4 protein-coding genes are annotated in these 6987 nt (G+C 46.2%); all 4 read left to right on the forward strand.

Annotated elements, in window-relative coordinates; genetic code table 11:
- Positions 1-142: 142 nt before the first annotated feature.
- The 4 genes from FQ608_RS21775 (at position 143) to FQ608_RS21790 (ending at position 6483) form a co-directional block, all read left to right on the forward strand.
- Positions 143-3007, forward strand: a complete 2865-nt coding sequence (locus FQ608_RS21775) for a M16 family metallopeptidase (RefSeq protein ID WP_158860605.1) — start codon at positions 143-145, stop codon at positions 3005-3007.
- Positions 3000-4151 (forward strand): sialidase family protein, encoded by a 1152-nt coding sequence (locus FQ608_RS21780; RefSeq protein ID WP_158860606.1) that lies wholly within the window; start codon positions 3000-3002, stop codon positions 4149-4151. Before FQ608_RS21775 ends, FQ608_RS21780 begins: the two co-directional genes overlap by 8 nt.
- Positions 4152-4349: 198 nt before the next feature.
- Entirely contained in the window at positions 4350-5147 is a 798-nt protein-coding gene (locus tag FQ608_RS21785) for a PhzF family phenazine biosynthesis protein (protein WP_158860607.1), read from the forward strand.
- A 7-nt stretch (positions 5148-5154) separates the two neighbouring features.
- A complete protein-coding gene (locus FQ608_RS21790) occupies positions 5155-6483 on the forward strand; it encodes a Gfo/Idh/MocA family protein (RefSeq protein ID WP_158860608.1) in 1329 nt (442 codons plus the stop codon).
- Positions 6484-6987: the final 504 nt, after the last annotated feature.

A 6987-nucleotide genomic window follows, 5' to 3' on the forward strand; every position in this document is an offset into this window, starting at 1 on the left:
GTTAATGCCTAAAAAATATTAGGCTAACCAAAGATACACGGGAATTAGAAATCTTGTCAACTTTATATGGTAAATGGTTTAGAAGATGGTTAAAATTTTACCAAAATCAATTACCTTAGAAATCTAAACTTCCTCTGTTCCCATGATTTCATCAAAACAACTAGCCGTTTTCCAGCTTGTCAAATCTAAAAGTATACTGCTGCTCTTATTTCTTTTGCCGCTGTTCCCTATATCGGAAACGTTGGGACAACGGTCTTTGCAGGATACTGTTCCGCTTGATCCAAGGGTGACTACGGGCAAATTGGACAACGGTCTGCGGTACTATATCCAACATAACCCCAAGCCGGAAAACAAGTTGGAGCTGCGGCTGGCAGTAAATGCGGGATCGGTGTTGGAAGACGACTCTCAGCAGGGATTGGCGCATTTTGTTGAGCACATGGCTTTTAACGGTTCGGAGAATTTTGAAAAGAACGAATTGATCAGCTACCTTCAATCCATCGGTGTATCTTTTGGCAGCGATTTGAATGCGTATACCAGTTTCGACGAAACGGTTTATATTTTACCCATTCCCACGGACGATGAGGAAAAACTGCGCAATGGGTTTTTGGTATTAAAGGACTGGGCGGGTGGTCTGCTGCTGGAAGGGGAGGACATAGATGCCGAACGGGGAATTATCGTGGAAGAATGGCGAACCGGTCAGGGGTCGGATCAGCGGCTTCGGGATCAGTACCTGCCTGTACTTCTAAAAGACAGCAAATATGCCGAAAGGCTGCCAATTGGCGAAATGGAAATTGTAGAAAATGCCGATTACGAAGAGTTGCGGAGGTACTACCGGGATTGGTATAGGCCTGATAATATGGCTGTAGTAGCCGTCGGTGATGTTGCCCCGGAAAAGGTAAAGGAACTTATTGAATCTTATTTTTCGGATTTAAAAAACCCTGTAGACGCCCCTAAAAGGACCAGCCATTCTGTTCCCATACAGGAAGAGAGTATGATCAAAATAGTTACAGACGAAGAGAGCCCCGGCATACAAGTGCAGCTTTATTACAAACACGAGTCACAGCCTACGGTTACCGTAAAAGAGTATAAAAATAGGATTATCCGAACGCTTTATGGTGGAATGCTTACGCAACGTTTGGATGAAATACGGCAAAAACCCCAAGCACCTTTCATCTATGCAGGGGCCCGTTATGGATCTTTTGTTCGAAGTTTGGACTTTTTTACTACTTCCGGTGCGGTAAGTACTGGAAATACCCAGGTGGGCTTGCAGGCATTTATCGTCGAAAATGAGCGTGCCCTCAGACACGGTTTTACAGAAGGGGAACTGGAGCGCGTAAAGCGTTCTTTGGCCAATAGTTCGGAGCGGTCTTTCAAAGAAATGGATAAAATGGAATCCCGCACCATGGTGGGCAGGTATGTGTCCCATTTCTTAAACCAAGGGTTTGCCGAAGGGGAGGCCATCCGATATGAGTTGTACCAGCAGCTACTGCCGGAGATTACCCTGGAAGAGGTTAATGCAATGGGAAGGGAACTTATTCGGGATATAAACAGGGTAGTAATTGTAACCGCTCCGGAAAAAGACGCCGAATCACTTCCCACCGATTCGGAGTTGTTGGCGTTGTTTGATGCAGTGGCCGATTTGGATATAGATCCCTATGAAGAAGGTGACTTACCGGAGGTGCTGCTCTCTCTGCTGCCTGAACCGGGCAAGGTTGTTGACCAATCTTCCAACGAGGCAGTCGATGTGACAAGCATGACGCTGTCCAACGGGATGACCGTCCATTTCAAGCCCACAGCCTTTAAAAATGACGAAATCCTATTTACTGGAAGTAGTAAAGGCGGTGCTTCCCTGTATCCTGATGAAGACCACTACTCGGCGAGTTATGCCAGTGTTCTGGTGAATGTTATGGGAGTGGGGGAGTTTTCCCCTTCCAATCTCCGCAAGGTTTTGGCTGGAAAAAACGTGTCCGTCACCCCGAATATCGGTACCTATGGAGAAAATATTTCCGGAAGTACCTCTCCCGGGGACCTGGAACTTAGCCTCCAGCTTATCCACCTGTATTTTACAGCACCGAGGATGGATGAGGAATTGATTAACGTGTATTTTGAAAATCAAAGGAACCAACTTGCCAGTGCCCAAAGTAATCCCGACTTTCAGTTTAACAAACGCCTAAATGAAATCGTCAACGATGGAAACCTGAGGGGGATGGGTATCTATGATCCCGAAAAGTTGGACCTAGTTGACGTGGAAAGGGGATTGGAAATCTATAGTGACAGGTTTGCGAATGCGGCCAATTTCGAATTTCTTTTTACCGGAAATTTAGACTTGGAAACCATGGTGCCGTTGATAGAATTGTACTTGGGCAGTCTTCCGGGAGATCCAGTGGAGACGGATGATTTCCGGGATTTAGGCATCCGCATTCCCAGGGGCAGAACAGAGCGAATTGAAGTAGGGGTGGATGAAAAAAGTCAGGTAATACTCTATTTCAGCGGCCCTACAGAGTACACGCTAGAAAAATCGCAACAGCTTTCCTATTTGGGGGAAATCTTAACTATCAAACTAATAGAAACGCTCCGAGAGGAAATAGGGGGTGTATATGGAGTTGGTGCCCGGGGTGGTTTGTCAAGAACTCCAGAGGAATCCTTTAGTTTTTCCGTGAGTTTCCCTTGTAGTCCGGATAATGTGGAATCGCTTACCGAAGCCGTCTGGAAGGAGATCAAAAAGATTCAGGAGGAGGGACCGGAAGAAGCGGACCTGCTGAAGGTACGGGAAACAAAACGAGTTTCCCTGGCGGAAAATTTAAACCGAAACGCCTTTTGGCATTCCCAGATATCAGCGGCCATAACCAGTGGAATGCCGTTGGAGACTGTTTTGGGTGCCGCGGACCGGGTGATGCAGGTGACCTCCGAACAGGTTAAGGAGGTAGCCATCACATTTTTGACGCAGGAAAACCTGTTGGAAATTCAAAAATTCCCCTTATCAAAATCCCTGTCGACCAATGATTAAACCCATCTTTACCCTGATTTTACTACTTTTTGCGGATGTTCTTACCCCATGTTTTACGTTTGCTTCCAGTACTCCGGTAATTTCGGAAAAGCTGGAATTGTTTTCAAAAAACACCCACGGATACCACACATTCCGAATCCCGTCTCTTATTGTCAGTACCAAGGGAACGGTGTTAGCCTTTGCCGAGGGAAGAAAGGAAAGCAGTTCGGATACGGGTGACATTGATTTGGTATTGAGAAGGTCGGAAGATGGGGGGAAGACTTGGAGTCCGCTGAGTGTAATCTGGGATGATGGGAAAAATGTTTGTGGTAACCCCACACCCGTCGTGGATGAAACTACCGGAACGATCTGGCTGCTTCTCACTTGGAACCGGGGAGATGACCATGAGCGGGACATTATCGCCAAAAAAGCAACTGATACCAGGCGGGTGTTTGTTACATACAGCAATGATGACGGGCTGACCTGGGCTACCCCAAAGGATATTACCGCCACGACCAAAGATCCTTCCTGGGGTTGGTATGCCACCGGCCCGGGAATTGGAATTCAGGTAAAGCATGGGCCACATAAGGGGAGGCTGGTTATTCCCTCTGACCACAGTTACGATAGTGCGGACGGGACGGTGTCCGACGGAAATTTTGAATATGGGGCGCACGTGATTTATAGCGACGACCATGGCAAAACCTGGAAGTTGGGTGGGACAATCCGGCCTAAAATGAACGAATGCCAGGTCATAGAACGGGCAGATGGGAATGGTACGCTGCTGATGAACATGCGTTCCTATTTTGGAAAAAATAGGAGGGCGCTTTCCCTCAGCGATGACGGAGGAATCTCATGGTCTGATCCTATGGAGGCTGTTGAGTTGGTTGAGCCGGTTTGTCAGGCTGCACTGATAAGATTTAAAGGAGATTGGATGTTATTTTCCAACCCCGCCAGTACCAAACGGGAGAATATGACCTTGCGGCTAAGCAAAGATGATGGCCGTACATGGCCCATTTCCAAAGTCCTGCATGCGGGTCCATCCGCCTATTCGGCCTTAGCCGTGTTGCCAGATGGGGATATACTCTGTCTCTTTGAAAAAGGAGACCAAAACCCCTATGAAAAAATCGGCTTGGTTCGGGTAAAATTTGATGAGTTGGTGAATTAAAAATTACCAATCAATGCTTATTATGAAAAAGCCTTAGTGAACTACGTTCCTATGTGGTAAAAATCCAGGTAGCTATTTTTATCCAGTTCGCTTTTCAAACTAACATAGCAATTTACTTCCCTAAATCCCTTCCCCATAGGAATTTCCACAAGAAATTAAGATATTAGAAACCTAAAGCCCAAATAAAAACAATTTCCTATGGAACTCCCTCTTGTTACTGTTGATGCATTTACCGATATTCCTTTTACAGGAAATCCCGCCGGGATCTGCCTGCTTCCATGGGCAATCTCGGACAAAGCCATGCAGATGATCGCCGCCGAAGTGAACCTCAGCGAAACTGCATTTTTGGAAACAATTGGGGATCAGGAATACAACCTGCGCTGGTTTACACCCACCAAAGAAGTCAACCTATGCGGTCATGCAACCTTGGCATGCGCATTTTTACTGTTTACGGAAGATTTGGCGAATAAAGATACAGAGATCTTTTTTCACACTAAAAGCGGTATTCTAATCGCAACTTATGTAAACGGGATGGTGCAGCTTGACTTTCCTGTAATTCCCACCGAAGAAGCCGAACATCCTTATTTTACGGAATATTTTTTTGGTCAAAAGGTGGTCAGAGCAGCAAAGTTGGCTAGAAATTGGATATTGGAGCTTGAGAACCCAAAGGCAGTGGAGTATGTGCTTCCCGTATGGAGTGAACTGGCACTGCACAGCGAGGAAGGAATCATTATTACCTCCAAGGGAGACGAGGCCTATGATATTATTTCCCGCTATTTCGCACCAAATATCGGCATTGATGAGGATCCGGTTACGGGATTTGCCCATTGTGCCTTGATTGATTATTGGCATAAGAAAATTCAAATAACCACCATAAAAGCCTATCAGGCAAGCAAACGGGGAGGAATCCTTGAAGTGGAATTGCAAGGTAACCGTGTGATGTTGCGTGGTGATGCGGTGAAAATGTTTGAAGGCTTTTTTACCATAGATCTATAATCCAGCTATGAAAGGAGGAAGAAGAAAATTTTTATCGAATACGATTTTGACCGCTTCCGGGTTGAGTTTGCTGCCTGCTGCCGCCATCTCAAAAGTTATTATTCCGGCATCGGATCGGATTAATGTAGCTGTTATAGGTTGCAACAGCAAGGGATTTAATGTCATGCAGGAATTTATACGCACAGGTCAGGTAAACTGTGTTGCGCTATGCGATATTGACAACCGTGTATTGGAGAGGAGACTGGCTGAAATCACTGAAAAATTCAGCCAGAAACCAGCAATCTATGGTGATTTTCGCAAAATGCTGGAGGACCCGGAAATAGATGCAGTCATTGTCGGAAGTCCGGATCACTGGCACTGTCTCCACACAGTTTACGCTTGCCAAGCCGGAAAAGACGTGTACGTGGAAAAACCGTTGGCCAATTCCATTGCGGAGTGCAACGTGATGGTAGCAGCTGCGGAAAAATACCAACGGGTTATCCAGGTGGGTCAGCAGCAACGCAGTGGCGATGTTTGGAACGGAGCGATGGATTATATTAAGGCAGGCAAACTTGGAGAATTACGAAAAGTAAACGTATGGGCAAATTTTAACTATGGTGCCGGTTCGCCCAAAAAACCGGACGAGCCTGTTCCAGCGGGGGTTGACTTTGACCTCTGGCAAGGCCCAGCCAAACATAGAACCTTCAACCCAACCCGCTTTCACGGTAGCTGGAGGCACTTTTGGGATTATGGGGGAGGACTTATGACAGACTGGGGCGTACACCTTATAGATATGGCCCTATGGGCAAAGGATGTAAAAACCTCCCCAAAAACTATCTTAGCATACGGCCAGAATTTAAGCAAACTGGATTACAGCCGGGAAACCTTTGATACCATGTCAGTCACCTATCCCATGGACGGGTATGTGATCAACTGGCAGCATGCCGGCGGGATAGAACAAGGGCCTTATCGCAAGCCTTATGGTGTGGAATTTATCGGTGACAGGTCGACTGTGGTTGCAAATCGGGAGGAGTGGACGGTGTATCTGGAGAAAAAAGAAGATAATGAAGCTGCAAGGGAGGAGGCCGAGGATTTTGAGAGAAATTCGGGTATGTCGGAAATGGAGCATCATGTCCGAAACTTCTTGGACTGCATCCGAACCCGCAAAGAAACCAACTGCCCTATACATTTAGGTAGAAACGTGGCCCTGTATGCCCATATGGGCAATATCGCTGCCCGATCCGACGCAGGGATGCTGTCTTGGAATGACTCCAAACAGCAATTTACCGACAACAGCATAGCAAATAACCTTATCACTCCCGAATACCATAATGGCTGGGAATTCCCAAAGATTTAAGCTTTAACCACCCATAATCCTAACGCATAGGCGACCTTTACGTGAGAAAAAATGAACCACGAAGGTCACGGAGGTACACGAAGAATACGAAGTTTTTTATTTCTTTGCGGCCTTTGGGATTACTTTGCGGTTAAAAAAACAGGAACCACAAAATTACACGGAGGACACGAAGATTTTTATAAAACCTTAGCGGCCTAAGCATCTTTGCGTAGGTTGCGTGAAATAGAAGGAACACGGATGACTCGGATAATACGGATAAAGCGGATTTTTTTGTTGATATAAGAGGTCGACGTCAAAAAAGACAATCCGTATAAATCCGTTCAATCCGCCAAATCCCGAAAAACCGGGACAAGTTCAGCGTTCCATCTCTTTAGGATTAAAATGAACCCTTGCGGCCGCTGCGTCATCGTTGCGTCCGTTGCGTGAAAAAGAAAGGAACACGGATGACTCGGATAATACGGATAAAGCGGATTTTTTTGTTGATATAAGAGGTCGACGTCAAAA

Source organism: Lunatibacter salilacus, assembly GCF_009797935.1.
Lineage (GTDB): Bacteria > Bacteroidota > Bacteroidia > Cytophagales > Cyclobacteriaceae > Lunatibacter > Lunatibacter salilacus.

What these genes read in the sequence shown, in the direction of transcription:
- FQ608_RS21775 (WP_158860605.1), top strand. Translation starts at nt 143, where the DNA reads ATGATTTCATCAAAACAACTAGCCGTTTTCCAGCTTGTCAAATCTAAA.
- FQ608_RS21780 (WP_158860606.1), top strand. Translation starts at nt 3,000, where the DNA reads ATGATTAAACCCATCTTTACCCTGATTTTACTACTTTTTGCGGATGTT.
- FQ608_RS21785 (WP_158860607.1), top strand. Translation starts at nt 4,350, where the DNA reads ATGGAACTCCCTCTTGTTACTGTTGATGCATTTACCGATATTCCTTTT.
- FQ608_RS21790 (WP_158860608.1), top strand. Translation starts at nt 5,155, where the DNA reads ATGAAAGGAGGAAGAAGAAAATTTTTATCGAATACGATTTTGACCGCT.